Annotated in this window: 26 protein-coding genes; 14 read left to right on the top strand and 12 right to left on the bottom strand. The window is 67.8% G+C overall.

The genetic code is table 11. The features are described from left to right. Nucleotides 1-56: 56 nt before the first annotated feature. Nucleotides 57-209, top strand: a complete 153-nt coding sequence (locus QZ546_RS11875) for a hypothetical protein (RefSeq protein WP_294237647.1) — start codon at nucleotides 57-59, stop codon at nucleotides 207-209. A gap of 9 nt (nucleotides 210-218) precedes the next feature. Beyond that, a complete protein-coding gene (locus tag QZ546_RS11880; protein WP_294237650.1) occupies nucleotides 219-1,430 on the top strand; it encodes a DUF1501 domain-containing protein in 1,212 nt (403 codons plus the stop codon). Here QZ546_RS11880 and QZ546_RS11885 read toward each other — a convergent pair. Next, the gene (locus QZ546_RS11885) at nucleotides 1,368-1,868 is read right to left on the bottom strand and encodes an Rrf2 family transcriptional regulator (protein ID WP_294237653.1); all 501 of its coding nucleotides are present in this window, start codon (nucleotides 1,866-1,868) and stop codon (nucleotides 1,368-1,370) included. The genes QZ546_RS11880 and QZ546_RS11885 overlap by 63 nt on opposite strands. Nucleotides 1,869-2,054: 186 nt before the next feature. Between QZ546_RS11885 and QZ546_RS11890 the strand changes: the two genes are divergently transcribed. After that, nucleotides 2,055-2,813, top strand: coding sequence for a hypothetical protein (locus tag QZ546_RS11890; RefSeq protein WP_294237655.1), 759 nt, complete (start codon nucleotides 2,055-2,057; stop codon nucleotides 2,811-2,813). Between the two features lie 95 nt (nucleotides 2,814-2,908). Here QZ546_RS11890 and QZ546_RS11895 read toward each other — a convergent pair whose 3' ends face one another. Continuing rightward, complete coding sequence (locus QZ546_RS11895; RefSeq protein ID WP_294237658.1) at nucleotides 2,909-3,685, bottom strand: glutaminyl-peptide cyclotransferase; 777 nt, start codon at nucleotides 3,683-3,685, stop codon at nucleotides 2,909-2,911. Continuing rightward, nucleotides 3,682-4,245, bottom strand: a complete 564-nt coding sequence (locus tag QZ546_RS11900) for a helix-turn-helix transcriptional regulator (protein WP_294237659.1) — start codon at nucleotides 4,243-4,245, stop codon at nucleotides 3,682-3,684. Before QZ546_RS11900 ends, QZ546_RS11895 begins: the two co-directional genes overlap by 4 nt. A gap of 109 nt (nucleotides 4,246-4,354) precedes the next feature. Here QZ546_RS11900 and dapF point away from each other — a divergent pair, with 109 nt between their 5' ends. Both dapF and QZ546_RS11910 read left to right on the top strand, forming a co-directional pair. Continuing rightward, nucleotides 4,355-5,290: a diaminopimelate epimerase gene (gene dapF / locus QZ546_RS11905; protein ID WP_294237662.1), complete on the top strand. Its 936-nt coding sequence runs from the start codon at nucleotides 4,355-4,357 to the stop codon at nucleotides 5,288-5,290. Between the two features lie 212 nt (nucleotides 5,291-5,502). Continuing rightward, complete coding sequence (locus tag QZ546_RS11910; protein ID WP_294237664.1) at nucleotides 5,503-6,327, top strand: oxygenase MpaB family protein; 825 nt, start codon at nucleotides 5,503-5,505, stop codon at nucleotides 6,325-6,327. A 1-nt stretch (nucleotide 6,328) separates the two neighbouring features. Here QZ546_RS11910 and QZ546_RS11915 read toward each other — a convergent pair whose 3' ends face one another. The 6 genes from QZ546_RS11915 to QZ546_RS11940 form a co-directional block, all read right to left on the bottom strand. Beyond that, the gene (locus tag QZ546_RS11915; protein ID WP_294237665.1) at nucleotides 6,329-7,249 is read right to left on the bottom strand and encodes a MarR family winged helix-turn-helix transcriptional regulator; all 921 of its coding nucleotides are present in this window, start codon (nucleotides 7,247-7,249) and stop codon (nucleotides 6,329-6,331) included. A 141-nt stretch (nucleotides 7,250-7,390) separates the two neighbouring features. Further along, nucleotides 7,391-8,887 carry an NAD(P)(+) transhydrogenase (Re/Si-specific) subunit beta gene (locus tag QZ546_RS11920; RefSeq protein WP_294237880.1) on the bottom strand — a complete coding sequence of 499 codons (1,497 nt, stop codon included), beginning with the start codon at nucleotides 8,885-8,887 and terminating at the stop codon, nucleotides 7,391-7,393. A gap of 35 nt (nucleotides 8,888-8,922) precedes the next feature. Next, the gene (locus QZ546_RS11925; RefSeq protein ID WP_294237667.1) at nucleotides 8,923-9,222 is read right to left on the bottom strand and encodes a proton-translocating transhydrogenase family protein; all 300 of its coding nucleotides are present in this window, start codon (nucleotides 9,220-9,222) and stop codon (nucleotides 8,923-8,925) included. Nucleotides 9,223-9,224: 2 nt separating this feature from the next. Further along, nucleotides 9,225-9,593, bottom strand: a complete 369-nt coding sequence (locus tag QZ546_RS11930; protein WP_294237671.1) for an endonuclease domain-containing protein — start codon at nucleotides 9,591-9,593, stop codon at nucleotides 9,225-9,227. Nucleotides 9,594-9,722: 129 nt separating this feature from the next. Continuing rightward, entirely contained in the window at nucleotides 9,723-10,844 is a 1,122-nt protein-coding gene (locus QZ546_RS11935) for an NAD(P) transhydrogenase subunit alpha (RefSeq protein WP_294237882.1), read from the bottom strand. Nucleotides 10,845-10,854: 10 nt separating this feature from the next. Then, nucleotides 10,855-11,001 carry an aa3-type cytochrome c oxidase subunit IV gene (locus QZ546_RS11940; RefSeq protein WP_294237674.1) on the bottom strand — a complete coding sequence of 49 codons (147 nt, stop codon included), beginning with the start codon at nucleotides 10,999-11,001 and terminating at the stop codon, nucleotides 10,855-10,857. Nucleotides 11,002-11,260: 259 nt separating this feature from the next. Between QZ546_RS11940 and QZ546_RS11945 the strand changes: the two genes are divergently transcribed. Continuing rightward, nucleotides 11,261-12,679, top strand: coding sequence for a sigma-54 dependent transcriptional regulator (locus tag QZ546_RS11945; RefSeq protein WP_294237677.1), 1,419 nt, complete (start codon nucleotides 11,261-11,263; stop codon nucleotides 12,677-12,679). 132 nt (nucleotides 12,680-12,811) lie between these two features. Here QZ546_RS11945 and QZ546_RS11950 read toward each other — a convergent pair whose 3' ends face one another. Then, complete coding sequence (locus tag QZ546_RS11950; protein ID WP_294237681.1) at nucleotides 12,812-13,696, bottom strand: bestrophin family protein; 885 nt, start codon at nucleotides 13,694-13,696, stop codon at nucleotides 12,812-12,814. 296 nt (nucleotides 13,697-13,992) lie between these two features. Between QZ546_RS11950 and thiD the strand changes: the two genes are divergently transcribed. From thiD to QZ546_RS11990, 8 genes are all read left to right on the top strand, one after another. Continuing rightward, complete coding sequence (thiD, locus tag QZ546_RS11955) at nucleotides 13,993-14,820, top strand: bifunctional hydroxymethylpyrimidine kinase/phosphomethylpyrimidine kinase (RefSeq protein WP_294237885.1); 828 nt, start codon at nucleotides 13,993-13,995, stop codon at nucleotides 14,818-14,820. Nucleotides 14,821-14,987: 167 nt separating this feature from the next. Continuing rightward, nucleotides 14,988-15,584, top strand: a complete 597-nt coding sequence (locus QZ546_RS11960) for a ribonuclease HII (protein WP_294237684.1) — start codon at nucleotides 14,988-14,990, stop codon at nucleotides 15,582-15,584. Between the two features lie 335 nt (nucleotides 15,585-15,919). Then, nucleotides 15,920-17,044 carry a DNA methyltransferase gene (locus QZ546_RS11965; protein WP_294237686.1) on the top strand — a complete coding sequence of 375 codons (1,125 nt, stop codon included), beginning with the start codon at nucleotides 15,920-15,922 and terminating at the stop codon, nucleotides 17,042-17,044. A gap of 148 nt (nucleotides 17,045-17,192) precedes the next feature. Next, nucleotides 17,193-18,248: a dihydropteroate synthase gene (folP, locus tag QZ546_RS11970; protein WP_294237689.1), complete on the top strand. Its 1,056-nt coding sequence runs from the start codon at nucleotides 17,193-17,195 to the stop codon at nucleotides 18,246-18,248. Nucleotides 18,249-18,287: 39 nt separating this feature from the next. Next, nucleotides 18,288-19,049: an exonuclease domain-containing protein gene (locus QZ546_RS11975; protein WP_294237692.1), complete on the top strand. Its 762-nt coding sequence runs from the start codon at nucleotides 18,288-18,290 to the stop codon at nucleotides 19,047-19,049. 78 nt (nucleotides 19,050-19,127) lie between these two features. After that, nucleotides 19,128-20,627 carry a sensor histidine kinase gene (locus tag QZ546_RS11980; RefSeq protein WP_294237695.1) on the top strand — a complete coding sequence of 500 codons (1,500 nt, stop codon included), beginning with the start codon at nucleotides 19,128-19,130 and terminating at the stop codon, nucleotides 20,625-20,627. Then, entirely contained in the window at nucleotides 20,628-21,071 is a 444-nt protein-coding gene (locus tag QZ546_RS11985; RefSeq protein ID WP_294237697.1) for a response regulator, read from the top strand. Between the two features lie 23 nt (nucleotides 21,072-21,094). Beyond that, entirely contained in the window at nucleotides 21,095-22,120 is a 1,026-nt protein-coding gene (locus tag QZ546_RS11990) for a response regulator (protein WP_294237699.1), read from the top strand. Between the two features lie 208 nt (nucleotides 22,121-22,328). Here QZ546_RS11990 and QZ546_RS11995 read toward each other — a convergent pair whose 3' ends face one another. Together QZ546_RS11995 and gyrB are read right to left on the bottom strand one after the other, a co-directional pair. Continuing rightward, nucleotides 22,329-23,078 carry a methyltransferase gene (locus QZ546_RS11995; protein ID WP_294237703.1) on the bottom strand — a complete coding sequence of 250 codons (750 nt, stop codon included), beginning with the start codon at nucleotides 23,076-23,078 and terminating at the stop codon, nucleotides 22,329-22,331. Between the two features lie 121 nt (nucleotides 23,079-23,199). After that, the gene (gyrB, locus tag QZ546_RS12000) at nucleotides 23,200-25,692 is read right to left on the bottom strand and encodes a DNA topoisomerase (ATP-hydrolyzing) subunit B (protein ID WP_294237706.1); all 2,493 of its coding nucleotides are present in this window, start codon (nucleotides 25,690-25,692) and stop codon (nucleotides 23,200-23,202) included. Nucleotides 25,693-25,847: the final 155 nt, after the last annotated feature.

The following is a 25,847-nucleotide window of genomic DNA, read 5'->3' on the forward strand; positions in this document are numbered from 1 at the left end:
TTTTTCAAGCAGAAGACGGCATACGAGATCTAGTACGGTCTCGTGGGCTCGGAGATGTGTATAAGAGACAGGTCCTGAAGGACTCGGCCCTGATCGCCGCGCGGATGCCGTCGCTGGGCAAGCCGACACTCGCCGCGCTCGGCCAGGCACGGTCCCCGGCGGAGTGGAACGCGCTCTATTTCTCCTCGCCCGAATTCATGCACCGATAGGAGGATGTCATGATGATCCCCCATTTCCATCGCCGCGACCTGTTGAAGGGTGCCGCCGCCCTCACCCCCATGGTGATGGCGGGCCGCGCCTTTGCCGCGCCGCAAGCGGGCAGCCGGTTGCTGGTCGTGTTCCTGCGCGGCGCCTATGACGCGGTGAACATCGTCGTGCCTGCGGGCAGCGACTTCTACCGCCAGTCGCGTCCCAATATCGCGCTGCCCAAGCCCAATCCGGCCGATCCCAACGCGCCGCTGCCGCTCGATGCCGACTGGGCGCTGCATCCGGCGCTGAAGGACTCGATCCTCCCGCTATGGCAGGCGAAGCAGATCGCCTTCGTGCCGTTCGCGGGCACCGACGATATGAGCCGCAGCCATTTCGAGACGCAGGACACGATCGAGCTGGGCCAGCCGGTCGGCGGCCACCGCGACTATGGCTCGGGCTTCATGGCGCGGCTTGCCGACATATTGGGCACGGGCGAGCGGCCGATCGCCTTTACCGACCAGCTGCCGCTATGCTTCCGAGGCGGAGACGACCCGATCCCCAATCTGGCGCTCGCCAATGTCGGCAAGCCGATCGACCAGCGCCAGGCCGCGCTGATCCGGAGCATGTATAGCGGCCATCCCGACCTGGCCCGCTCGGTCAGCGAGGGCTTCACGGTCCGCGACGCCGTCTACAAGACGCTGGACCAGGAGATGAAGGCCGCCAGTCGCGGTGCCGTCTCCGCCAAGGGCTTCGCGCTATCGGCGCAGCGTATCGGCACGCTGATGCGCGACCGGTTCAACCTGGCCTTCGTCGATGTCGGCGGCTGGGACACCCATGTGAACCAGGGTGGCGCGACCGGCTATCTGGCCGACCGGATGGGCGATCTGGGCCGCGGGCTAGCCAGCTTCGCCCAGGCGATCGGGCCGGAGGCTTGGCGCACCACCACCGTCGTCGTGGTGTCGGAATTCGGCCGGACCTTCCGCGAAAATGGCGACCGGGGCACCGATCACGGCCATGGTAGCATCTATTGGGTGATGGGCGGCGGCGTGTCGGGCGGGCGCATGGCGGGCGAACAGGTCGCGCTGTCGGCCGCCACGCTCAACCAGAATCGCGACCTGCCCGTGCTGACCGACTATCGCGCGCTGATCGGCGGGCTGGTGTCGCGCCAGTTCGGGCTGTCAGCCGACCGCCTGGGAACGCTCTTCCCCGAAACGCGCCCGGCCGATCTGAATCTGGTCTGATCCGTCCGTACCCCCTCCGGCGCGGGCATGGATGTCGTCCAGCACATCGTCCAGCGTCAGCCCGGCGAGCTTGTCCTCCAACGCCTCGCGCACCGGGGTCAGTATCGATTCCAGGCTGGCGGTGATGTGCCGGTCGATCAGCCCTTCGCCCTCGGGCGGCTGGCGGTGGAAGGCAAAGAAATTGCGGTCTTCGACCGCGTGATAGACATCGACCAGCCGGATGTCGGACGACGGCTTGGCCAGCATCGCGCCGCCGCGATTGCCCAGCTGCGAACGGGTCAGCCCCGCCGCCGCCAGCCGTAACAACAGGGCGCGGACGACCGCCGCGTTGGAATTGACGCTGACCGCGATATCTTCGGAGCGGAGTGGCGCCTCGCCATGCTCGGCCATCAGAGCCAGCATGTGCATCGAGACGACAAAACGGGTACTGGTCGGCAAGTAACGACGCTCCTCTATCCTCCCGATTCCCGGGGTGCACCCGGGGCCGGAACCTACGTCATGACCGGATCATGACGAGGTTGCAATTCATAATCCATGTTACTTTTATACTATGCTACTACGTTAACGCGCGAGTCAGCCATGGTATCCGACGCTGAGGGCCGACGACATTCGGCATGGGGGAGGATGACATTGGCGGGATGGCACGGATGGACGGTCCTGATTGCGGCGGTCGCCATGGGCGGCTGCACCATGGGCCGGATGCAGGGCTTTGACGCGCTGGCGGCATCCTCGGGGTTCGAAGCGCTGCCCCTCACCGGCCTGCCGCTGTCCGACAAGGGCGGTTTCCGGCTGGGACCCGCATCGGGCACGGTCGAATGGCGGACGGGCAGCGACGCGATCGGCTGGGGACCCGACGGGTTCGGCCTGCCGGCCGATCAGGTGCGGGTCGGCCAGGTGGCGCGCTTCGGCGTTTACGCCTTCGATCTGGACGGCGGAGTGATGCCCGGTCGCCTGGAGGCGCGATGCCGCTATGGCCGGACCGAGACGCGCAACCGGCTGTTCGCCTTCGACATCGCGGCGGCGGGGCGTCCGCTCCGCTTGCAATGCGTCTATCGGCAGGACGGGCGCGACGCAGGCGTGCTGCAGCTCGCCGCCATGCCGCCGCGCAACGGACTGGCCGAGCCACGCCAGGGCATGATCCGCTTTGCCGGGCACGCGCTGCTGCTGCGCTCCGAACATGGCATGGAAGATGTCGGCGGCCAGACCGAAAGCCCGATGGGCTATCGCCTGACCACGCCGGACGGGCGGATCGTGGCGGTCGTCGAGACCAACGGCCTACGCAGCCGCCGCCTGCTCCTGTCACGCGACCCTGCACTCCGCCCCGCCGCGATCGCCGCCGCGCTCAGCCTCGCGCTGTTCCACGATCCAGGCGATACCGATTAGGCCGGATCGACATTCGGCCATGCCCATTCTTCCCTCGCCCCTCGCAGAGGGGAGAGGGAAGGACGATGCGTCATGAATGTCGATCGGCCCTAGGTTCAGCGCGGCAGGCGGATTTCGAAGAGCTCGGGCCAGTTCTTGCCGGTGACATAGATACGGTGCTTCACCCGGTCGAAGGCGATCCCGTTGGGCACCGAATCGCGGTCGGTCATCCCGACCCGCGCGACCAGGTCGCTCAGGTCGACCACACCCGCGACCACGCCCGTGCCGGGGTCGATCCGCACGATATAGGGCGTCATCCAGACATTGGCCCAGATCTGCCCGTCAATATATTCCAGCTCGTTCAGGTTCTTGAGCGGCCGCCCCTCGACCGTGACGTCCAATGTCCGCGCGACCTTCATCGTCACCGGGTCCAGGAAGCGCAGGCGCGGCGTGCCGTCGGACAGGATGATCTGCCGCCCATTGTCGGTCATCGCCCAGCCCTCGCCCTCATAGCGCCATTCGCCGGTGCGCTTCAGCGCCGGTCGGCTCCAGCGAAAGCCGCGACCGCCATGCCAGGTCACGCTGCGCAGTTCCTTGCCCCAGGCGACGATCCCTTCGCCGAACAAGCCGTCGGGCACGGTCGCATGGCGCAGCGTCTTGCCGGTCGCCAGATCGACCTGACGGATAAGGCTCTGCCCCTCGCGCCCGGTGCTTTCGTACATCGCGCCGTCCGCGATCAGCAGCCCTTCGGTAAAGGCGGTGGTGTCGTGCGGATAGGCGCGGACGAGGTCCGGCTTCTGCACCGGCGGCGGCGCAGGCGTCGCGGGCACGGCCTGTTGCGCGGCGGCGGGCAGCGCGAAGGCGAGCGCCAGCGGCAGGATCGCGCGGATCACAGCGTGCGTACCAGCCGCGCGACCCGCGCGATCCACGCCGGGGCCGGAACCGCCATCCCGGCCGCCCCAGGCTCCAGCGGCAACACATGCAGCGCGCCGGGCGTCACGCCCGCCAGCCGGGCGAAGAGATAACCGCCAGCGGGCTGCGGCACGAGGATGTCACGATTCATGGCACCGGCGAACCTATCGGGGGCGATCGGTTCGCACCAGAGCTCATCGCCCGCCCGGTAATCACCGACCGCGCCCGTCACCGTCACCGCCAGCATCCCCGGCGTCGCACAGGGCGGCGACACCGCCCGCGCACTGCGCGGCGCCACCGCCCCGCGCGGGCCCAGCAGGGCCGCCACCGGCAGCGTCTCGCGCACCGGCAGCGTCACCAGATCGGCGGTGGTGCAGCCCAGCGCGGCGGCGATCCGGTTCAGCCAGGGCAGCGAAACGGTACGCGTCCCCATCTCCAGCCGCCCGATCGTCTGCGGCGTGGTCGGCGGCGAGCATGCGCGCGCGACATCCTCCAGGGTCATGCCCTTGGCGCGGCGTACCTCGCGGATCGCGGTGATCATCGCCCTCGTCCTCTTCCCATTCCGTGCCCGTCCCGCGATCGTTCGACCGCTGGCGAACCGGGTCTCGCTGGGCTAAGCGCCAAGCCCATCTTCTGCCGGAGTTATCGCCATGCGGTTCGGAATCGTCAAATGCCATGGTTCGGGCAACGACTTCCCGATGATCGACGCACGCGACCTGTCGCTGGGCGAGGCGGAATGGGCGGGCGTCGCGCGCGCGCTCGCCGACCGGGCCGGACCGGTCGGCGGCGACGGCCTGTTGCTGCTGGTGCCGGGCGACGAACGCGCGGCCTTCGGCATGGTGATGCGCAACAGCGACGGCAGCGAGGCGGAGACCTGCCTCAACGGCGTGCGCTGCGTCGCGCGGGCGGGGTTCGAGGCGCTGGAAATCGACACGGCGACGGTGCGGCTGAAGACCTCGCACGCCGATGCCGTCCGTGACGCCGATCTGGCGCCCGGCGTCTATACGGTTCGCGAGACCGCCGGGCCCGCCGGCCTCTCCACCGCCGCCTGGCCGATCCACGGCGCGCCCGACCGACTGGTCGAGGCGGTGCTGCCCATGCTCGATCCCGAGCGGCGCTTCACCGCCGTCACCATGCCCAATCCGCACCTCGTCCATTTCGTCGACACGGTGGACGAGGACGCGCTGGTCCACCTCGGCGAGTTATGCGAGGCCGCACCCGACTGGCTGCCCAACCGCGCCAATGTGTCCTTTGTCGAGGTGCGGGGCACGTCGCTGTTCGTCCGCACCTTCGAGCGCGGGGTGGGCCTGACCGACAGCTGCGGCAGCGCGATGGCGGCGTCGACCTATGCGGCGTGCCTGACCGGGCGGATCGCGTGGGACGTGCCGACGGTGGTGTTCAATCGCGGCGGCCTGGTCCGCGCCTTTGCGGGCGAGGACGGCATGGTCACGCTGTCGGGCAATGCGACCTATGAATGGGCGGGTTCGGTGACGGTAGACCTGGCGACGGAAACGGCGAGCGACCTGGTGGTCGAGCAGCGTTTCCCCGACGAGATCGCCGCCTGGGAGGCCGCCAAGCGGGGGTGAGGGGCGGGCGGGGCCTTCGACTTCGCACGGTACGGACGGTGCGCGTGGAGCTTCCCCCCCACCGCCGTTCGGCCTGAGCGAAGTCGAAGGCCACGGGACGAACCTCGCCGCAAGCGCCGGACGTGCACTTCGACTTCGCTCAGTGCGAACGGAGGGAGGCCGAAACCGTCCAGCCCCACGCAACACCCCGCCGCCCGGCGCGTTGACCGTCCATGCTCCCCGTCCGACGCCAGATCGCCGACCAGATACGCGATGTCGTCGGCAGCCGCGAACTCGACCTGACCCGGCCGCCGGGAGATGACGGGCTGTTCGGCCCGGATTCGGCGACCTGGGCGGTGCATGGCGACTTCACCGCGATGATGGCGGGCGGCATCGCCTCGCTGCTGGTCCAGATGCTCCACCCCGCCGCACTGGCGGGCGTGTGGGACCATAGCGATTTCCGCCGCGACATGGCCGGGCGGCTGCGACGGACGGCCGGGTTCATCTCGGTCACGACCTATGGCGCGACCCATGCCGCCGAGCAGATGATCGCGCGCGTCCGTTCGGTGCACGACCGGGTTAGCGGCACCCTACCCGACGGCACGCCCTATTCGGCAAATGACCCGCATCTGCTGACCTTCGTGCACGCCGCCGAGGTCGACAGCTTCCTGCGCGCGCATCGGACCTATCGCGATCCCGATTTCTCCGATGCCCAGGCCGACCGCTATATCGCCGAGATGGCCATGATCGCGCGCCGTCTGGGGGCGGAGGAGGTGCCGGAGGATCGGCGCCAGCTGGCACGCTTTCTGGAAGCGATCCGCTCCGAACTGCGCGTCGATGCGCGCACCCGGGCGGTGGCGCGCACCCTGCTCCAACAGCCCGCGCCCAGCCCGGCGCTTGCCCCGGTCAGCGCCTGGCTGACCCAGGCGGGGATCGCCCTGCTGCCGGAATGGGCGGCGCGGCTCCACGGGCTGGACGGCTATGGCGCGGTGCGGCCCGCCATCCGTGCAGGGACACGCGGGCTGGGCGGCGCGATCCGCTGGGCACTGGCGGGATAGACTAAAACGCCCCCAGCCGCCGCAACGCCGCCAGATAACCCCGCATCCCCTCCAGCGCCGGCTCGGTCAGCACCATGAAGGCGCGGCGGCGATCGGCGGGGTCTGGTTGGCGCGCGAACAGACCCGCCTCGCTCATCTTGCCGATCCAGCGCAGCGCGGTGGTCGGCGCCACCGCCGCGGCGATACACAGGCTCGACACCGAGACGCGACTGCCTTCCAGATGCGCGGCATAAAGGTCGAGCAGCATGTCCCAGCCGGGCTCCTCGAACAGGCCGCCCCCGAAGAAGCCGTCACGCAAGCGCCGCGCGCGGATCATCCGGCGGACCAGTTCGGCATCGCCGGCCTGCGCGCGAGCCGGGGCGGCATGAAAGCTCTGGTGCCGGTCGCCGACGCCGCCGCGCCGTTCCCCCTCCTCGTCCACCGACAGCCGCGCCAGCGCCTCGGCGATCCGCGCCACCTCGGCATTCAGCCGCCGCAGCCGCTCGGATTCCCCTTCGCGAAGATGGCCGTGCAGCATCCCCGCGCCGCCGTTGCTCGCCCCCGCGACCGCCAGCGCGGCGACGAGTTCCAGCTGGCTGGCGTCGCACAGCATCGCCACGCGCGGGCCGAGCAGCATCGCGGCGATCAGGTCGATATCCGCCGCCGCCATGCTGACCACGATGGGCCAGTCGAGCGCGGTCGCCACCGCGTCGATCCGGGCGAGCGCGATCTCCATCGCCCCGGCGTCCGCACCATGCGTGTCGATCATCAGCACGGGCCGCCCCGCCGGCTGACCGATCTGCTCGGCCACCGCCGCCCAGTCGATCGCCCGCAGCACCCGCCCCCCGGCCTGCCGCACGGCATCGCCCGCCGCCATGGCCAGCGCCGCCGCGCCGATCACCACGACCGGAAAGCCGCCGCCATACAGATCCTGTTCGTCCATGCCGTCCCCCGCGGCCCGCCATACAGGCCCTTATCGTCACCGCAACGGTATAGCGGCGTGCGAGGCCCCCGCCCCTTCACGCCGTTCGCCGATGCGACCCGACCGACGTCCGGGAGTCGACGTCGGTTCCGAATCGGACGCTCAGCCGAGCGCCTTGACGATTTCTTCGACCATCTTCTTGGCGTCCGCCAGCAGCATCATGGTGTTGTCGCGATAAAATAGCTCGTTATCGACACCCGCATAGCCGACGCCGCCCATCGACCGCTTGATGAACAGCACCGTCTTGGCCTTTTCCACGTCGAGCACCGGCATACCGTAGATGGGCGAGCTACGGTCGGTCTTGGCCGCCGGATTGGTCACGTCGTTTGCGCCGATGACGAAGGCAACATCGGTCTGTGCGAATTCGGCGTTGATGTCCTCCAGCTCGAACACCTCGTCATAGGGCACGTTCGCCTCGGCCAGCAGGACGTTCATATGGCCGGGCATCCGCCCCGCGACCGGGTGGATGGCATATTTGACGCGCACGCCTTCCTTTTTCAGCAGATCGCCCATCTCGCGCAGGACATGCTGCGCCTGCGCCACCGCCATGCCATAGCCGGGGACGATCACGACCTGTTCGGCCTGGGACATCAGGAAGGCCGCGTCCTCGGCGCTGCCGCGCTTCCACGGGCGGTCGATGGCCGCACCGCCATTTGCTCCGCCAGCGTCGCTCGCGCCGAAGCCGCCCGCGATCACGCTGACGAAGCTGCGGTTCATCGCCCGGCACATGATATAGGACAGGATCGCGCCCGAGCTGCCGACCAGCGCGCCGGTCACGATCATCGCTATATTGTGCAGCGTGAAACCCATGGCGGCGGCGGCCCAGCCCGAATAGCTGTTCAGCATCGACACCACGACCGGCATGTCCGCGCCGCCGATGGGCACGATCAGCAGGAAGCCGATGACGAAGGACAATAGGGTGATCGTCCAGAAGATCCACGGCGACTGGTCCCGCGTGAACATCGCCACCAGAATGACGATCGCGCCCAGCAGCCCGGCGTTCAGCGCATGACGGCCGGGCAGCAGGATCGGCTTGCCCCCCATATTGCCGTTCAGCTTCAGGAAGGCGATGACCGAGCCGGAAAAGGTGATCGCGCCGATCGCCACGCCCAGCGCCATTTCCACGCGGCTGACGACATGGATGCTGGCAAAGGGCTGTCCGATCATCGGCACCACCATGTCGGCGATGTCGAAGGCGACCGGGTTCAGGAAGGCGGCACAGGCGACCGCGACGGCGGCAAGACCGACCAGTGAGTGGAAGGCGGCGACCAGTTGCGGCATCGCGGTCATCGCGATGCGACGGGCGGTGGTGATGCCTACAGCCGCGCCCAGGCCGATGGCGGCGAGGATTTCGAGGATGGCGAAATAATCGTAGTTCCATGTCTCGCCATAAAGGTCGGCCCGATCCGACAACCCACCGGCAACCGGCACATGCGTCACCAGCGTCGTCACGACCGCGACGCCCATGCCGATCATGCCGAAGCGGTTGCCCCGCTGGCTGGTCGTCGGACTGGACAGCCCGCGTAGCGCCAGGATGAAGCACACCCCCGCCACCAGATAGGCGAGCGACACCCAGGGATTGGCGGCGACGGCTTCCACCGCGGGGGCGAGCGGCGCGGGCGGCACGGGTGCGATCACGAGCGCTTCTCCTTCTTGCGGTACATGGCGAGCATCCGCTGCGTCACCGCAAAGCCGCCGAAGATGTTGACACTGGCCAGCACCACGGCGCCCAGCCCCAGCCACTTGGCCACACCCGACCCGGTCGCCCCCGAAGACGCCGCCGCCGCGATCAGCGCACCGACGATGATGACCGAGGAGATGGCGTTGGTCACCGCCATCAACGGCGTATGCAGCGCAGGCGTCACCGACCAGACGACATAATAGCCGACGAAACACGCCAGCACGAAGATCGACAGGATTGAGATGAAGTCCATGTTTAATCCTCCCCGAGGTGACGACTGGCGGCGGTCGCGAGGATATAACCTGTTACGCCCTCGATGTTTTTTTGGATATCGGTTGCAACGATGCGAAGCGTGGTCAGGCCGCGATGTGCAAACCAGCGATCCCTCGCCTTGTCGCGCTCTGGTCGATCGCCGAGACTGTGCGCTTCGCTATCGACTTCCACGATTAGGCGCGCCTCATGGCAGTAGAAGTCGGCGATATACGGCCCTGACGGATGCTGGCGCCGGAATTTGAAGCCGCCTGGTCGATGGCGTAGCACCTGCCATAGTGTAATTTCCGGTGCCGACATCGCCTGGCGCAAACCTCGCGCCCGACCGCCGATCGTTTCGTCGCCCTGCAACATTTCAATTCCTCCCCTGCAAGGGGAGGTGGCAGGCCGAAGGCCTGACGGAGGGGTGTCGCGCCATCGAGAGGGGAACACCCCTCCGACGCGCTGCGCGCGCCACCTCCCCTACAAGGGGAGGATTTAGGGTCACGACTGCAGCCTCGGGTTCACCACCTGCCCGCCCTTCGTCAGCCGGATCGCGTCGCCGATCTCGGCGTCCAGCACCGGCCGCCCCGCATCCTTGTCCCAAAAGGCCGCCAGGAAATTGTGCAAGTTGCGCGCGAATAGTGCGGAGGCGTCGGCAGCCAGCCGACTGGGCATGTTGCGATGGCCGATGATCGTCACGCCGTGCCGCTGGACCACTTCGCCCAGAGCTGCGCCCTCGACATTGCCGCCTGCTTCCACCGCCAGATCGACGATGACGCTGCCCGGCCGCATCGTCGCGACCTGCGCATCGGTCACCAGGCGCGGGGCGGGGCGGCCGGGGATCAGGGCGGTGGTGATGACGATGTCCTGCTTGGCGATATGCCCGGCGACCAGTTCGGCTTGCGCCGCGCGATATTCCTCGCTCGTTTCGCCCGCATAGCCGCCCGCCCCTTCGCCCTCGATCCCCGCCACGCCCTCGACGAAGATCGGCTTGGCGCCCAGCGACTGGATCTGCTCCTTGGTCGCCGAGCGTACGTCGGTGGCCGATACCTGCGCGCCCAGACGCCGGGCGGTCGCGATCGCCTGCAGCCCGGCGACGCCCACGCCCATCACGAAGACGCGCGCTGCCGGAATGGTGCCCGCCGCGGTCATCATCATCGGAAAGGCACGGCCATAGGCGCTCGCCGCCTCCAGCACCGCCTTATAGCCGGCAAGATTGGACTGGGAGGACAGGATGTCCATCGACTGGGCGCGGGTGATGCGCGGCATCCAGTCCATGGCGAGCGCCTCCAGCCCCGCCGCCGCATAACCCGCCACCGTCTCCTGCCGACGGAACGGATCGAAGGCCGCCACGACCCAGGCGCCCGGCGCGACTCCGGCCAGCGTCGCGGGCTCGGGCGCCTGCACGGCCAGCACGATCGCGGCGCCCGACAGGACGCCCGCCCGATCCGCGATGCTGGCGCCCGCCTGTTCATAGTCGGCATCGGCGATCCCGGCGCCTGCCCCGGCGCCCCGCTCGACCGCCAGGGTCGCGCCCAGTGCGATCAGCTTCTTCACCGTTTCCGGCGTGGCGGCGACGCGGGCCTCGCCCGCTACGGTCTCCTGCAGGACCGCGATGCGCAGGTCCACGGGGTCAGGCGATCAGCCAGAGGACGATCGCCACCAGGATGGCGACGGCGACGGCGCCCCATTTGAGCAGCCCGATCATCAGATCATAGGTGGCGACATGCGCCTTCATCTCGCCGGTGTTGCCGCCGGGGCCGGTCTCGCTGCCCGCCATGATCCTCACCTCCGCTATCGGCCTGGCGAAACCGTGTCCGCCCGATGGTCCGTTCACGAACCTTATTCACCGGGCCGGCGGGATCAACCCCGAAACGCTGGTACCCCGGCTCGGGCGGCGCCGGATACGTCGTAAAAGGCCGGCAACATAAAAGGTCGGCAACGGGTCGTCCCATGATGGAAAAGAGATTGTCCCGAATTAACGCAGATTTTAACAAAGTTGCGCTATACCGCCCTGAAGTGGGACAATGGGACTCTGTATGACGCGCAACGGCCAACGTTTGCTGCTGCTGATCGATGACGAACCTGCTCAGCGTCGGCTGATCGCCGCCCTGGCGCAACGCGGCGGCTGGCGCACGCTGTTCGCCACCGATGCCGACATGGCGGCCTCGGTCCTGGGCTCGGCGCAGGGGCGCGAGCTCGACGCCGTGCTGATCGACCATTGGGCCCCCGGCGCCGATGCGACGCAACTGATCGCCGATTGCCACACGCTGCGCCCCGAACTGCCCATCCTGATGCTGACAGCCAACGACTCGGTGGCACAGGCGGTCGCGGCGATGCGCGCGGGCGCGACGGACTTCCTGGTCAAGCCGCTTGCCCCCGAACGACTTCTCGCCGCGCTGGAGGCCTGTGTCGCCGGGCAGACCAGCGGCGAACTGCGGCCGCTGACCGAGAAGATCCCCGCCCTCCTCGCCTTTGACGAGATCGTCGGCAACGCCCCCGAATTCCGCGCGGCACTGGCCATCGCGGCGAAGGCGGCGCGCTCGCGCGCCTCGGTCCTGATCGAGGGCGAAGGCGGCGTCGGCAAGGAGTCGCTGGCCGAGGCGATCCATGTCGCGTCCCCACGCGCCGAGCGGCCGATGATCCGCGTCAACTGCGCCGCGACCGCCGCCAATCTGCTCGACAGCATCATCTTCGGACATGAAGAAGGCGCCTTTGCGGGCGCGTTCGAGCGGCGCATCGGCAAGATGGTCGAGGCAGACGGATCGACCCTGTTCCTGGACGAAGTCTCAGGCATGCCGCTGGATACGCAGGAACGGCTGCTCGCCATGCTGCAGACGGGCGCGATCGTACCCCTGGGCGCGCGCCATGCGCGTCCGGTCGATGTCCGTATCATTGCCGCGACCGACGGCCGGCTTTTGGAGGCGGTCGAGGCCGGACGGTTCCGCGAGGATCTCTATTACAAGCTCAACACCGTCCATGTCGCCGTGCCGCCGCTTCGCGACCGGGCCGAGGACGTGCCCGCGCTGACCCGCCACCTGCTGGGGCGGATCGCGCAGCAGCCGGGCCTGTGCGCGCTGGACATCACCGACGACGCACTCGACCTGCTGCGCCGCTATGACTGGCCGGGCAATGTCCGCCAGTTGCAGAACGCGCTCTTCCGTGCCGCCGTGCTGTGCGAGGGCGATGCCCTGACCCCGGCGGATTTCCCGCAGATCGCCTCGCTCGGCGACCGGCCCGCAATCAGCGCGGGCGGCGGCGCGCTCCAGAATGGCGGCATCATCCTGTTCCGCTCCGACGGCCATCTCCGCACGCTGGAGGATATCGAAGCCGATGTCATCCGCCTGGCGATCGGCCATTATCGTGGGCGCATGACCGAAGTCGCGCGACGGCTGGGGATCGGTCGATCGACCTTATATCGCAAGCTGGGTGAACTGGGGATCGACAACGCGGCTTGATAAAATTCCTCCCCTGCAAGGGGAGGTGGCAGGCGTAAGCCTGACGGAGGGGTGTCGCCCTATCGAGAGCGGGACACCCCTCCACCATGCTGCGCATGGTCCCCCTCCCCTTACAGGGGAGGAATCAAGAAATTACCAAAGCACCCCGTCGACCGGCTTCATCGGCTCGGGTGCCGGATCGCCGATCGACTGGAGCAGGTCGATCTCGATCGTCCGGCACATCGCGCTGAGCGGCAGGTCGTGGACCGTGTCGCTGAACGGATCAACCAGGTCGTCGCCGATCTGAAGCGCCGCCAGGAACATCAGCCCCGCGATCGACGAGCCGACCGGGGTCGCGAAGCCCAGAGTCTCGACTAGGCCGATCGGCAGCAGCACGCAGAACAGCCGGGTGAAGAAGGCGGGGATGAAGCGATACTGGTTGGGCAGCGGCGTGTTCTTCAACCGCTCCATGCCGCCTTGCGAATTGGCGATGTCGACCAGCACCGATTCCATCTGCGTCTGCTGAATGGTGTCGATCCAGCCTTTGCGCTGCGCATCGGCGATGCGACGGCCGGTACCGTCGAGCAGGCCATTGGCGGTGTTGGTGCGGCTCAGCGCGGGCTCCGCCTCGCCGCGCGATAGGAAACGCAGCACCTCGCCATCGACCGGCTGCTTGCGGAGCTGGCAACGCAATGCGTTCACATAGGCGATCTGGCGCAGCACGATCGAGCGCTTCAGGTCGTGCGCGTCGGGGTCGGGCAGGAAGTTGCGCGCGCTGCGGGCGATGTTGCGCGAGGCGTTGATCATCAGGCCCCAGAGCTGCCGCCCCTCCCACCAGCGCTGATAGGCCGAGTTGGTGCGAAAGCCGAGGAACAGCGCCAGCGCGGTACCGAACAGCGTCAGCGGCAGCGACGGCGCCTTGAAGGGCAGGACATAATAGGCAACCGTGACGATCACGTCCCAGACGAACAGCGCCAGCAACGGGCGCCAGACCTCCGCTATGATGATGCGGGTGCGGGGTACGGCGTCGACGATCAAATTGGGTCTCCCTTGTGCAGCCGTCCAGTCGATATCTCAGGGCGCAGCAACGCGACAAATGCGGGTTGGATGCGCTCCCGAAATAATAGTGCAGCGCAACAAGGAAAGGTGCAGGCACGCACGGAAACGAAACGTTACCAAGACGCCACGAAGCCGATACGCGCCGCATCCTAGGCGACAATCGGTTAAGCCTTACGATCGCTTGGTTTTCCCGATCCGCAATGACGGGTGTGCCCCGGATCGCACCCATGCGCCGCTTGCTCCATCCGGCCCGAAACGGCATGGCAAAGATTATTATGACCGTGCCCCGCCCCGCCCGCATCCTGATCGTCGCCGGTTCCGATTCCGGGGGCGGTGCGGGGATCCAGGCGGACATCAAGACGGTCGCGATGCTGGGCGGCCACCCCATGACCGCGATCACCGCGATCACTGCGCAGAACACGCTGGGGGTGCAGGCGGCGCATCCCGTGCCGACCGCCATGGTCATGGCGCAGATCGACAGCGTGCTGGCCGATATCGGCGCGGATGCGGTCAAGATCGGGATGATCGGATCGGCCGAGACCGCCCATGCGCTCGCCGACCGGCTGGAGACGCTGAACCTGCCCGTGGTGTTCGATCCGGTGATGGTGGCGACCAGCGGATCGGTGCTGGCCGATGCCGACACCATCGCAGCCTTTCGCCGATTGCTGGAGATCGCCACGCTGACCACGCCCAACCTGCCCGAACTCGCGGCGCTGGGCGGCGAGGCGGTCGTCCGGCACTGGACCCGCGCGCTGCTGGTCAAGGGCGGGCATGGCGAAGGGCCGGTGATCGAGGACCGGCTGGTCGAGCGAGGCGGCGAACAGCGCTGGCAGCATCCCCGGCTCGACACGCGCTCGACCCATGGCACCGGCTGTACGCTGGCGAGCGCGATCGCGACCGGGCTGGGCCAGGACATGCCGCTGGCGGACGCGGTCGACCGGGCCATCGCCTTCGTCCAGGCCGCGCTCGCCGCCGCGCCGGGGCTGGGCCAGGGGCATGGGCCGATGGGGCATGGGATGGGCATGGTGCCTTTCTACCACCTGCTCGCCGCGCTCAGCCGCGAAGGCTGGGACGCGGCCGCCTTCGCCGCGCGCTGGGGATGATCCTCCCCGGCACGGGGAGGTGGCAGCACGAAGTGCTGACGGAGGGGGGCCTGCCACATCGGACGTCCTTTGCGGCACGCCCCCTCCACCAGCCTGCGGCTGGTCCCCCTCCCCGTGCCGGGGAGGATCATCTTTCCAACGCAACGCCACCGCGATAAGGCCCCCACATGGTCGATCACAGCTTTCCCATGCCCCTGTGCGGCGTGGACGAGGCGGGGCGCGGGCCGCTGGCGGGGCCGGTGGTGGCGGCCGCCGTCATCCTTCCCGAACGCGACTGCCCCGGCGGCATCAACGATTCCAAGAAGCTGACCGAAAAGACGCGCGCGCGCCTGTGTGCCGAGATACGCGCCTGTGCCGTCGTCGGCGTCGGGATCGTCCATCCCGAGGAGATCGACCGGCTCAATATCTATTGGGCGACGATGAAGGCGATGACGCTGGCGGTCGATGCGGTGGTGGAGACGCTGGGATGCCATCCCGCGCATGTGCTGGTCGACGGTAACAAACTGCCAAAATGGGATTACATCGCCACCGCGATCGTCGGCGGCGATGCCAAGTCGCAGGCGATCGGCGCGGCCTCGATCGTCGCCAAGCATGTCCGCGACGAGATGATGATCGCCGCGGCGGAGACCTATCCCGCCTATGGCTGGCGCAGCAACAAGGGCTATGGCTCGGCCGTGCATCTGGCGGCGTTGCGCGAGCATGGCCCGACGCCCCTCCACCGCCGCAGCTTCGCGCCCGTGGCGCAATGTTACCTGGACCTCTGAAATTTCTCCCCAAGCCATGCTTGGGGAGGGGAACCATCGCGTCAGCGATGGTGGAGGGGCGGACGGACCGGCCCTGCCCCTCCACCACGCCCTGACGGGCGCGGTCCCCCTCCCCATCTGACGATGGGGAGGAATTTTGGGTTGGCCCGAGTCGCCTTCGCCACACCCACATCACCTTGGGGGCAAAGTTATCCACAGCCCCAATATCTGCCACAAAATCGCAACGCATCGCCGAATCGCCCGGAATCCCGCGAGTCGCGGCCGCGAATCGCCTCTTGACGACCGACTCGTTCCGGGTGGATGCGAGGGTTCGAGGGTAGAAGGGACGGTTAACGATGGGGGTCATCCAAACGATGACACGGCCGGTATCGGCGCACCGCGAAAGCGACCTGCCGCTGAACCAGATCCTGATGGGCGACTGTATCGCGGCGCTCCGCTCGCTGCCCGACAAGTCGGTCGACATGATCTTCGCCGACCCGCCTTACAACCTCCAGCTCGGCGGCGAGCTGTTCCGCCCCGATGGCAGCCATGTCGATGCCGTCACCGATGCCTGGGACAAGTTCGACACCTTCGCCGCCTATGACGCCTTCACCCGCGCCTGGCTGGCCGAATGCTACCGCGTCCTGAAGGACAATGGCTCGCTCTGGGTCATCGGCAGCTATCACAACATCTTCCGCGTCGGGACCGCGGTGCAGGATCTGGGTTTCTGGATCCTCAACGACATCATCTGGCGCAAGTCGAACCCCATGCCCAATTTCAAGGGCACCCGCTTCACCAACGCGCACGAAACGCTGATCTGGGCGTCCAAGGGCGAGAAGGCGAAATACACCTTCAACTATCGCTCGATGAAGACGCTGAACGACGAGATCCAGATGCGCTCGGACTGGGAATTTCCGATCTGCGGCGGTCAGGAGCGGCTGAAGAAGGACGGGCACAAGGTCCATCCGACCCAGAAGCCCGAGGCTTTGCTTTATCGCATCCTGCTCGCGTGCACGCGGCCGGGCGATGTCGTGGCGGACCCGTTCTTCGGCACCGGCACCACCGGCGCGGTCGCCAAGCGGCTGGGCCGCCAGTGGATCGGGATCGAGCGCGAGCCCACCTATTGCGCCGCCGCGATCGAGCGGATCGAGGCCGCCCTGCCACTCGACGAAAGCGCGCTGGCGACGATGCAGAGCCCCAAGGCGCAGCCCAAGGTGGCGTTCGGGACGCTGGTCGAGAACGGCTATCTGATGCCGGGGATGCCGTTGATGGACGCCAAGCGCAAATGGCGCGCGACGGTGCGGGCGGACGGGTCGCTTCTGTCGGAATGCGGCCAGGCCGGGTCGATCCACCGGCTGGGCTCGGTGCTGCAGAACCGGCCGACCTGCAATGGGTGGACCTTCTGGCATTATGAGCTGGAGGGGGCGCTGAAGCCGATCGACGCGATGCGCCAGACCTGGCTGCTGGCGACGCAGCCGTAAAACGATCCTCCCCGGCACGGGGAGGGGGACCACCGCAAAGCGGTGGTGGAGGGGGATCGCCGCACGGGACGACCTATGTGGCAGCCCCCCTCCGTCAGGGCTTCGCCCTGCCACCTCCCCGTGCCGGGGAGGATTTTAGGACAAACTCATGCACCTGCGCCCCATCCAGTTCGTCGACACTCCCGTGGGCCTGGAGGACGGCAGCGCCCTGCGCCTGGCGGGCGGGATGCAGTGGTTCGCGGCCTATGAGATCCGCGAAGGGGCCAGCCGTCGCATCGTCCCCGTCGCGCGCTTCGCAGCGGAACTGGGCGGCTCCCCCCGCGCCGAGGCCCTCCACGCCGCCTTCACCACCCCCCGCACTCCCTGGGTCATGGGCCAGCGCACGCTGCGTTTCGACCAGCCTCAGGTCGCCGCCATCCTGAACGTCACGCCTGACAGCTTCTCCGACGGCGGCAAGCATGTCGGCGATCCCGCGGCGGCGGCCGATAGCGGCATGGCGATGGCGGCACTGGGCGCGAGCGTGATCGACCTGGGCGGCGAGTCCACCCGCCCCGGCGCGGCGACCGTCTGGGAAGGCGACGAGATCGCCCGCACCGCCCCCGTCATCGAACGCCTCGCCAGGGGCGGCGCGCTGGTGTCGATCGACACGCGCAAGGCCGCCGTCATGGAGGCCGCGCTGGCGGCGGGGGCTGGCATCGTCAACGACGTCGCCGCCCTGTTGTGGGACGACCGCGCGCTGGAGGTCGTCGCCAGGGCGGGCTGCCCCGTGATCCTGATGCACTCGCCCGATCCGGACAAGGGCGGCCATGGCCGGGTGGGCTATGGCGACGTCCTGACCGAGGTGTTCGACTGGCTGGAGGCGCGGGTCGCGGCGGTCGCGGCGGCGGGCGTTCCCCGGTCGAAGATCATGGTCGATCCCGGCATCGGCTTCGGCAAGTCGCTGGCCGACAATTTGGCGCTGATCAACGGCTTGGCCATCTTCCACGGCCTGGGCTGCCCGATCATGCTGGGCGCCAGCCGCAAGCGGATGATCGGCGCGCTGTCGAACGAGGCCCCCGTGGACGCCCGGCTTGGCGGGTCGCTGGCGCTGGCGATCAAGGGCGCCGAAGCGGGCGTGCAGCTGATCCGCGTGCATGACGTGGCGGAAACCGTACAGGCGCTCCATGTCTGGCGCGGGCTGCGTGACCGCGCGCTGATCGGATAAAGTCTCGCTTTTCGGGGCTCGAACGCCCACATAGGGCCGATGCAGCGTCCCCAGCCCCAGATCATCCGCGTCATCGACCTGGAGACCACCGGACAGGCCCCGCCCACCCACGGCGTGTGCGAAATCGGCTGGCAGGACGTGGCGCTGGGCAAGGACGGCCGCTGGGAGCTGGAGGGCGAAGGCGGAAGCATCCTGGTCAATCCCGGCCGCCCCATCCCGCCGATCACCCAGGCCATCCACCATATCCTGGACGAGCAGGTCGCCGACGCCCCCTGGTGGCATGACGTCGCGCGCCGCGTGCTTGACCCCTGGCCGCGCCGCCTGGCGCTGGCCGCGCACCGCGCCGATTTCGAGCAGCAATATTGCACCCCCGCCATGACCCAGTCGGCCGAATGGATCTGCACCTGGAAATGCGCGCTGCGCCTGTGGCCCGACAGCCCCAGCTTCTCCAACCAGGTGCTGCGCTATTGGCGCAAGCCGCAGGGGCTGGTGCATGAGCGCGGCCTGCCCATCCACCGCGCTTTCCCGGACGCCTATGTCACCGCGCATCACCTGCGCGACCAGCTGAACGAGGCGAGCCTGGCGCAGCTGCTCGAATGGTCGCGCAGTCCGGGGCTGTTGCCGCGTGTCCGCTACGGCCCCGATCGCGGCAAGGACTGGCGCGAGATCGACGAGGATTCGCTGGTCGGCTTCCTCACCGACCGCGATCCCGATGTCCGCTTCACCGCCGAGACCGAGATGGCGCGGCGGCGCGGCGGCGGGCATGTCGGGCGGCCCAGCCCGCAGGAGCTGCTGCTGTAACTCAACGTTTAATTGATGCCGTAATGCCGACGTAACGGCTCTGGCGTCCTCGCTTGTCCTTCGATAAGGCATGGCGCCATGCAGGGGTCCCCCACGGTCGCACCGACCGAAAATCCCATCGGCCGCATCCTGGTCGCCGCCATGGCGATCGGTTTTCTGGCGCTGCTCGTCGCGGCGGGCGCGGCGGGCTATGTCGTGCGCCAGACGAACCGGCACAGCGACTGGGTCGTCCACACCTATCGCGTCGAAGGCGTGCTGATCGAGGTGCGCCGCCTGGCCGAGCAGCAGGAAACCGCCCGGCGCGGCTATATGCTGGCGGGCGGTCCGGCCTTTCTCGCCAGTTTCGAGCGTGCCCATGCCGAGCTTCTGCCGCAGGTCGCCGAACTTCGCCGTCTGACCGCCGACAATCCGCGCCAGACCGCGCCGATGGCGGTGATCGAGCAGCGGCTGGCCGATCTCGACAAGGCCCAGCGGCAGACCAATGCGCTGGTCCAGCAGGGACGCGGTGCCGATGCGCTGCGCCAGTTCCGGGCCGATAGCGGTCTGCAGCGGATGCAGAAGCTGCGCGACGTGTTCGACGCCATGGCGCGCGAGGAACGCCGCCTTCTCGCGCTGCGCGACGCCGAGCAGGCCACCAGTCGCCAGACCTTCTCCGCCGTCATGGCGATCGCCGCGCTGCTGTTCCTAGCGGTCGTCGTCGTCACCTTCCTGACCATCCGCCGCTATACCCGCGACCTGCACCGTTCGCGCACCGCGCTGGCGGTGCTGAACGCCACGCTGGAGGATCAGGTCAAGGAACGCACCGCAGACCTGGCGCTGGCGAACGAGGAGATCCAGCGTTTCGCCTATATCGTCAGCCACGACCTGCGCTCGCCCCTGGTCAACGTCATGGGCTTCACCGCCGAGCTGTCCGCCGCGACCGGCCCGCTCGCCGCGCTGATCGACCGCGCCGAGGCGGAGGCCCCGCATATCGTGACCGAGGAGGCACGGCTGGCCGCACGCGAGGACCTGCCCGAGGCGATCGGCTTCATCCGTACCTCCACCGCCAAGATGGACCGGCTGATCAACGCCATCCTGAAGCTCAGCCGCGAGGGCCGCCGCGTGCTGGCGCCCGAGATGATCGCGCTGGACCAGCTGGTCGACCAGATTGCCGATTCGATCCGCCACGTCATCGACGATCGCGGCGTGACGCTGCACATCGCGCGGCCGATGCCGGTGGTGGTCAGCGACCGGATCGCGCTGGAGCAGATCCTGTCCAACCTGATCGAGAACGCGACCAAATACCGCCATCCCGACCGCGCGGCCGAGGTGCATGTGTCCGCCACCGAAACGCCGGGCCGCGTCATCGTGGCGGTGCGCGACAATGGCCGGGGCATCGATCCGCGCGACCATCAGCGCATCTTCGATCTGTTCCGCCGCTCCGGCCAGCAGGACCAGCCGGGCGAGGGCATCGGGCTGGCCCATGTCCGCGCGCTGGCCTATCGTCTGGGCGGCACGATTTCCGTCGAGTCTCGACTGGGTGAAGGTGCGACCTTCTTCCTGTCGCTACCCCCCACCCTTTCCATCGAAGGCGCCTGAATGAACGACCATCGCTCCGTGGGCATCGTCATGATCGAGGATGACGAGGGCCATGCCCGCCTGATCGAGAAGAATATCCGGCGCGCCGGCATCCTGAACGACATCCGCCATTTCACCGACGGCACCACCGCGCTCGATTATCTTTTCAACTCGCCCGACGGCCCCGCCAAGAGCGGCCCGGCGATGGTCCTGCTCGACCTGAACCTGCCGGACATGAGCGGCACCGACATCCTGGCCAGGATCAAGGAGGAGGGCAGTCCCTTACGCCGCGCGCCAGTCGTCGTGCTGACCACCACCGACGACAAGATCGAGATCCAGCGCTGCTACGATCTGGGCTGCAACGTCTATATCACCAAGCCGGTGAACTATGAGAATTTCGCCCAGGCGATCCGCCAGCTGGGCCTGTTCCTCTCGGTCATCCAGGTGCCGGAAGTCGAAGCCTGACCGAAACGCCCGCCACGCCTGCGATGGAGGGTGCGCGCATCCTCTATATCGACGATGACGACGCATTGCGGCGGCTGGTGTCGCGCGCGCTGACGCGGCGGGGCTATGGTGTGGCGGCGGCGGCCTCGGGGGACGAGGGCGTCGCGATGGCGGCGGAAGGCGGGTTCGATCTGGTCGCAGTCGACCATTATATGCCTGGCCTGGACGGGCTGGAGACACTGGCCGCGATCACCGCGCTGCCCGATCCGCCGCCCGTCGTCTATGTCACGGGATCGGACGAGGGCCGCGTCGCGGTCGCCGCGCTGAAGGCCGGTGCGGCGGACTATGTGGTGAAGACGGTGGGCGATGATTTCTTCGACCTGCTCTCCGCCAGCTTCGCGCAGGTGCTCGACCGCGCCCGGCTGGAGCGGGCCAAGGCGGCGGCGGAGGCCGAGCTGCGCGCCTCCAACGCCCGGCTGGAGGCGATGCTGAGCGAGGTGAACCACCGCGTCGCCAACTCGCTGCAACTCGTCTCGGCGATGATCGGGTTGCAGAGGGGCGCCATGGCCGACGGCCCCGCCCGCGAGGCGCTGGAGGACACGCAGCGCCGCATCCGCGCGATCGCGCAGGTCCACCGGCGGCTCTATACCGCCAATGACGTGGAGCAGGTCGACCTGCGCGACTATCTCGGCGCGCTGATCGGGGAGCTGGGCGAAAGCTGGTCCAACGACATGCTGCCGCGCACGCTGAGGCTGGTCGCCGAACCGGTGCGGGTCAAGACCGACCGGGCGGTGTCGATCGGCGTGATCGTGACCGAGCTGGTCACCAACGCCTGCAAATATGCCTATCCCGGCCGCGGGGGCGAGGTGCGGATCATCGTGACCGAGGCGGACGGGCATTGCGTGCTGACGGTCGAGGATGACGGCTGCGGCATGGCCGAGGGCCAGCAGCCCAAGGGCACCGGCCTGGGCGCCAAGCTGATCCGCGCGATGGCGCAGAGCCTGCAAACGGCGGTGGAATATGACCCGGCACATTCCGGGGTCCGGGCGGTGTTGCGGGTGGTGGTTTAAGCCGAAACGGCGGTCCCGTGGCCTTCGACTTCGCTCGGGCTGAACGGCGGTTGGGGGGCTTTTCTCACCAATACCGCTCCCCTCCCGCAGGCGGGAGGGGCTGGGGGAGGGCACGGGGTCTCACCGAGACCATTACTCGTGGCTCTCGCCCCTCCCCAACCCCTCCCCCTGCCGGGAGAGGGGCTTTAGATACGCCATCTCTTCGGTGTCAGGGCTTGCGGAACTTGAACACGAACTGGTCGGTATGCCCCCGGACGGCCGGATCGAACACGTTCTTCGAATGATCGTCCGCCGGATTGCGCAGAACCTTGCTCTCACCGACGAAGCGGAAGCCGACCGACTGGACCTGGCGCTTGACGTAATCGGGGTCGATCCGGTGGGTCGTGTTCGTATTGGCGAGCCCCTTGCCCACCGCATCGGCATGGTCGATGATGACATAGATGCCACCGGGCTTCAGCGCCTTGAACACCGCCTGGTCGAAGGCGCGCAGCGCTGGTTCGCCGGCATTCTTGTTGGCGACGTCATGATAATTCTGGACGGTCCAGAACAGGTCGACCGGCTGATCGGCGGCGGGCAGGTTCACCCCCTGCACCTGCGCCGTTACGTTCGCCAGGTTGCGGCCCTGTAGCGTGCCCAGCGTCCCTTCGGCATATTTCTGCGCCGCGGCGGGCCAATAGGCATAGACATGGCCCTTGGGCCCGACCACGCCCGAGAAGATGCGGGTCCAGTATCCCTTGCCCGGCAGGTAATCGATGACCGTGTTACCAGGCTTCACGCCCGAAAAGGCGATGACGGCGGCCGCCTGGCGGCGTTCGTCGTCACCCGCCTGATCGGCGCGCGCAGGGTCGGCCAGCGCGGCGGTGATATAGGACGGGATGGCGGGAGCGGCAGGCTTTTGCTGCGCCACCGCGACGGTCCCGCCCGCCATCAGCATCAGTCCCAGTGCGATCGCCTTCATGCCTGCTCTCTCCTACGTCCCGATGCCACCATTCCTCCGTTTCGTTCGGACCGAGCGAAGTCGAGGTCTAAGGAATTCCCTTGGCCTTCGACTTCGCTCAGGCTGAACGGAGCGGGGGATTTTACACGTCCAGATTCGCCACGTTCAGCGCATTGTCCTGGATGAACTCGCGGCGCGGCTCGACCACTTCGCCCATCAACCGGCTGAACACCTCGTCCGCCGCCGCGACATCGTCCGACGTCACGCGCAGCATCGAGCGGACGGCCGGGTCCAGCGTGGTTTCCCACAGCTGCTCGGCATTCATCTCGCCCAGACCCTTATAGCGCTGGATCGCCAGCCCCTTGCGGCCGGCGGTCAGGATCGCGTCGAGCAGCTGGCTCGGCCGCGCCACGCGGGTCTCGCCGCGTGCCAGCGTGGTGCTGTGGCCTTCCTCATCGGTCGCCACGACATCGGCCGAGGGCTCGGTCGCGGCGCTGCGCAGCGGCACCAGCTTGGCGGCCTGGGCGAAGCTCTCGGCCTGTTCGGCGGCCAGTGTGTGCAGCTTGCGCGCCTCGGCCGAGGCGATGAAGCTGGCCTCGACGATGTGGTGATCGGTCACGCCGCGCCACAGCCGCTCGAAATGGACGCCGCCGTCCTCGGTCAGGCGGGCCGACCAGCGCGCCTCGTGATCGCCCGATTCCAGACGGCGCGTGGTCTCGACCACCGTCGCCATGCGCTGTTCGCGGGTCAGCACGGGGTCGAGCGCACCGGCCAGCGCCAGCACCTCGATGATCGACGCATCGTAGCGACGCGGGACATAGCGCATCAGGGTGCGCATCCGCCGTGCATGATCGACCAGCGCCTTCAGGTCGTTGCCCGACCGCGCGCCGCCCGCACCCTCCAGCACCATGGTTGAAACGCCCGCCTCAACCAGATATTCGTCGAGCGCGGTGTCGTCCTTCAGATAGACTTCCGACCGCCCCTTGGTCGCCTTATACAAAGGCGGCTGGGCGATGTAGAGGTGCCCGCGCTCGATCAGCTCGGGCATCTGGCGATAGAAGAAGGTCAGCAGCAGCGTGCGGATATGCGCGCCGTCGACGTCTGCGTCGGTCATGATGACGATCTTGTGGTAACGCAGCTTGTCCGCGTTGAAATCGTCGCGGCCGATGCCGGTGCCCATCGCCTGGATCAGCGTGCCGATTTCCTTGGACGAGATCATGCGGTCGAACCGCGCGCGCTCGGTGTTCAGGATCTTGCCGCGCAGGGGAAGGATCGCCTGGAAATGGCGGTTGCGCCCCTGCTTGGCCGAGCCACCGGCCGAGTCACCCTCGACCAGGAAGAGTTCGGACTTGGCCGGATCGCGCTCCTGGCAGTCGGCCAGCTTGCCGGGCAGCGAGGCGATGTCCATCACCCCCTTGCGCCGGGTCAGCTCGCGCGCGCGCTTGGCGGCCTCGCGCGCGGCGGCGGCGTCGATGATCTTGGCGACGATCGCGCGGGCGTTCTGCGGATTTTCCTCCAGCCAGTCGGCCAGCTTGTCGGCGATCAGCGATTCCAGCGGCTGGCGCACCTCGGACGAGACCAGCTTGTCCTTGGTCTGGCTCGAAAACTTCGGATCGGGCAGCTTGACCGAGACGATTGCGGTCAGGCCTTCGCGCATGTCGTCGCCGGTCAGCGTCACCTTCTCCTTCTTCAGGAGGCCCGACTTGTCGGCATAATTGTTGAGCGTGCGGGTCAGCGCCGCGCGGAAGGCCGCGATATGCGTGCCGCCGTCGCGCTGCGGGATGTTGTTGGTGAACGCCAGGACGTTCTCATAATAGCTGTCATTCCACTCCAGCGCGACGTCCATGCCGATCGCATCGCGCTGGCCATGAATAGCGATGGGTTCGGGGAAGAGCGGCGACTTGGAGCGGTCCAGCCACTTCACGAAGGCAGCGATCCCGCCCTCATAATAAAGCTCGACCGTCTTGGGCTCTTCATGCCGCGCATCGGTCAGGAACAGGCGCACGCCCGAGTTCAGGAAGGCCAACTCGCGATAGCGATGCTCCAGCTTGTCGAAATCGAACTCGGTGATCTTGAAGGTCGCGGGCGACGGCAGGAAGGTGACGCGGGTGCCCTTCTGCCCCGGCTCGGCCTTGCCGACGACCTTCAGCGGCGCGACCGCGTCGCCGTGCGCGAAGCGCATGTAATGCTCCTCGCCATCGCGCCAGATGGTCAGGTCCAGGAATTCGGACAGCGCGTTGACCACCGACACGCCGACGCCGTGCAGGCCGCCCGAGACCTTGTACGCATTGTCGTCGCTAGTGTTCTCGAACTTGCCGCCCGCATGGAGCTGGGTCATGATGACCTCGGCCGCCGACACGCCCTCTTCAGGGTGGATTCCGGTCGGGATGCCACGACCATTGTCGGTGACGCTGACCGAGCCGTCGGCGTTCAGTTGGATGTCGATGCGGTCGCAATGCCCCGCCAGTGCCTCGTCGATCGCGTTGTCCGACACCTCGAACACCATGTGATGGAGGCCCGAACCATCGTCGGTGTCGCCGATATACATGCCCGGCCGCTTGCGCACCGCGTCGAGGCCCTTCAGCACCTTGATCGAAGAGGCGCCATATTCGTTCGTCTGGGGGGTATCTGCCATAGCGAGTATATAGGAATTACAGGGCCCCAAAGAAAGCGAAATGGGAGGGACAGGGGGCCGTTTCCCTCACCCACAGGCCCGCGCGGCGAGGCGGCGGTCCTGACGCCGATTTCATGCCAGGATCGGGAGCCGGGAGGGCATCCCGCGCGTACCTT

Source organism: uncultured Sphingomonas sp., from assembly GCF_913062585.1.
Lineage (GTDB): Bacteria > Pseudomonadota > Alphaproteobacteria > Sphingomonadales > Sphingomonadaceae > Sphingomonas.

Excerpts from the sequence above, each read along its gene's own strand:
- QZ546_RS11900 (WP_294237659.1), bottom strand. The coding sequence starts at position 4,245 with ATGATCACCGCGATCCGCGAGGTACGCCGCGCCAAGGGCATGACCCTG.
- QZ546_RS11945 (WP_294237677.1), top strand. The coding sequence starts at position 11,261 with ATGACGCGCAACGGCCAACGTTTGCTGCTGCTGATCGATGACGAACCT.
- QZ546_RS11910 (WP_294237664.1), top strand. The coding sequence starts at position 5,503 with ATGCTCCCCGTCCGACGCCAGATCGCCGACCAGATACGCGATGTCGTC.
- QZ546_RS11985 (WP_294237697.1), top strand. The coding sequence starts at position 20,628 with ATGAACGACCATCGCTCCGTGGGCATCGTCATGATCGAGGATGACGAG.
- QZ546_RS11960 (WP_294237684.1), top strand. The coding sequence starts at position 14,988 with ATGGTCGATCACAGCTTTCCCATGCCCCTGTGCGGCGTGGACGAGGCG.
- QZ546_RS11980 (WP_294237695.1), top strand. The coding sequence starts at position 19,128 with ATGCAGGGGTCCCCCACGGTCGCACCGACCGAAAATCCCATCGGCCGC.
- folP (WP_294237689.1), top strand. The coding sequence starts at position 17,193 with ATGCACCTGCGCCCCATCCAGTTCGTCGACACTCCCGTGGGCCTGGAG.
- QZ546_RS11975 (WP_294237692.1), top strand. The coding sequence starts at position 18,288 with ATGCAGCGTCCCCAGCCCCAGATCATCCGCGTCATCGACCTGGAGACC.
- dapF (WP_294237662.1), top strand. The coding sequence starts at position 4,355 with ATGCGGTTCGGAATCGTCAAATGCCATGGTTCGGGCAACGACTTCCCG.
- QZ546_RS11940 (WP_294237674.1), bottom strand. The coding sequence starts at position 11,001 with ATGGCGGGCAGCGAGACCGGCCCCGGCGGCAACACCGGCGAGATGAAG.
- QZ546_RS11965 (WP_294237686.1), top strand. The coding sequence starts at position 15,920 with ATGGGGGTCATCCAAACGATGACACGGCCGGTATCGGCGCACCGCGAA.
- thiD (WP_294237885.1), top strand. The coding sequence starts at position 13,993 with ATGACCGTGCCCCGCCCCGCCCGCATCCTGATCGTCGCCGGTTCCGAT.
- QZ546_RS11930 (WP_294237671.1), bottom strand. The coding sequence starts at position 9,593 with ATGTTGCAGGGCGACGAAACGATCGGCGGTCGGGCGCGAGGTTTGCGC.
- QZ546_RS11915 (WP_294237665.1), bottom strand. The coding sequence starts at position 7,249 with ATGGACGAACAGGATCTGTATGGCGGCGGCTTTCCGGTCGTGGTGATC.
- gyrB (WP_294237706.1), bottom strand. The coding sequence starts at position 25,692 with ATGGCAGATACCCCCCAGACGAACGAATATGGCGCCTCTTCGATCAAG.
- QZ546_RS11925 (WP_294237667.1), bottom strand. The coding sequence starts at position 9,222 with ATGGACTTCATCTCAATCCTGTCGATCTTCGTGCTGGCGTGTTTCGTC.
- QZ546_RS11995 (WP_294237703.1), bottom strand. The coding sequence starts at position 23,078 with ATGAAGGCGATCGCACTGGGACTGATGCTGATGGCGGGCGGGACCGTC.
- QZ546_RS11880 (WP_294237650.1), top strand. The coding sequence starts at position 219 with ATGATGATCCCCCATTTCCATCGCCGCGACCTGTTGAAGGGTGCCGCC.
- QZ546_RS11890 (WP_294237655.1), top strand. The coding sequence starts at position 2,055 with ATGACATTGGCGGGATGGCACGGATGGACGGTCCTGATTGCGGCGGTC.
- QZ546_RS11990 (WP_294237699.1), top strand. The coding sequence starts at position 21,095 with ATGGAGGGTGCGCGCATCCTCTATATCGACGATGACGACGCATTGCGG.